The organism is Dactylosporangium sp. NPDC000555, from assembly GCF_040300025.1.
Taxonomy (GTDB): Bacteria; Actinomycetota; Actinomycetes; order Mycobacteriales; family Micromonosporaceae; genus Dactylosporangium.
In genome coordinates this window covers 1-1,210 of the sequence record NZ_JBEPDB010000210.1, presented here as the reverse complement: position 1 = coordinate 1,210, position 1,210 = coordinate 1, and the positions used below count along the sequence as shown (strand labels likewise).

Sequence of the window (1,210 nt, the reverse complement as noted above, 5' to 3'; positions counted from 1 at the left end):
GTCCGTGCCGCCCGTGCCGCCCGCGTCCGTGCCCGTGCCGTCCGTGCCCGTGGGTACCGGCGGCCCGTCGCGCCGCTGGTACCTGCTCGTAATCCCGCTGGTGACGCTGGCGGTGCTCGCGTGCTGCGCCGGTGGCGTGCTGGGCATGTCGTTCGGCTTCGCGGAGACCCTCGGCCCGCCGGACATCGGCACCGAGCGGCAGGGCACGGTCAGCCGGGTCATGGGCAGCGGCAAAGACTACGCCCTCTACGCCGACCGGGCGACCGGGATCCCCGACCGGGCGAACTGTGCGGTGCGCGAGAGCAACTTGCCGCGCTTCTCCCTGTGGCGGCCGGACCGCCCGATCGGTGACCCGGAGACGGTCACCTACAACGGAAACACGTACACCTACGTCGGCACCTTCCGGGTCGGCGGCCGCTTCATCGGCATCGTCGACTGTGAAGGCGAGTCGTCGCTGCTGCTACGGCCCAGCCGGCGGTCGTGGCCGCTGGTCTGGGGTGCCGTCACCGTGGCGACCCTGGCCCTCGCCGCCGCAGCGGCGGCCGGGCTGACCACCGCGATCCGCCGCCGCCGGGCCGCCGCCGAACGGACCATGGTCTGAATCAGGTCTCAAGTGTCAAGATCATGGCCCCAGCAGATCGCTGTCGCGAAGGCGAAATCGAAGAAGTCCGCAACGTCCAGGAGGCGCAGCGTTTCGTCGACCGCGGGTAGCGCTTCGGGCGTGTGTTCAGCGATTCGGGGGCGTAGCTGGGTGAGGGTGTGGGACCAGCATTGAGCCGAGGCGTTCCGGCCACCGGTTGCCGGGATGCGTACCGAGGCTGAGACCTGTGCGAGTCCATGTTGGGGTCGCAGGTACCGTCAGCACTGCTCGCCGACCAGATCGGCCTCTCCGTGTCCGGCGCCTCAATCTGGTCGAAAGTCACCGGCGCCACCCGCGGCGCCTACGTCGCGCTGCGTGGTGACTGTCGCATCGACCATCGACGACGCCGAGGACCGCGCCGAAGGCGATGGCGGCGCGCAGAGGGCCGGCCGGGCCGCTGACCGGAGTACCGTGGGCGGCTCAGCGTCCCGGGGCCGTGGCCGATCGAGGTTGATATGACGATGATCTGGCCGTAGCGCGCCACCAGCGGCGCGCCGTCAGCGCGGCCAGCCCGGCGCCTGCGGTGTTGAGTAGTACGTCGTCCACAGAGGACACCCGGTCCAGCCGCAG

1 pseudogene is annotated in these 1,210 nt (G+C 70.9%); it reads left to right on the top strand.

What is annotated here, in order from left to right:
• A pseudogene (locus ABT297_RS43065) lies at window positions 1-601 on the top strand (hypothetical protein); the annotation flags it as partial.
• Window positions 602-1,210 lie beyond the last annotated feature (609 nt).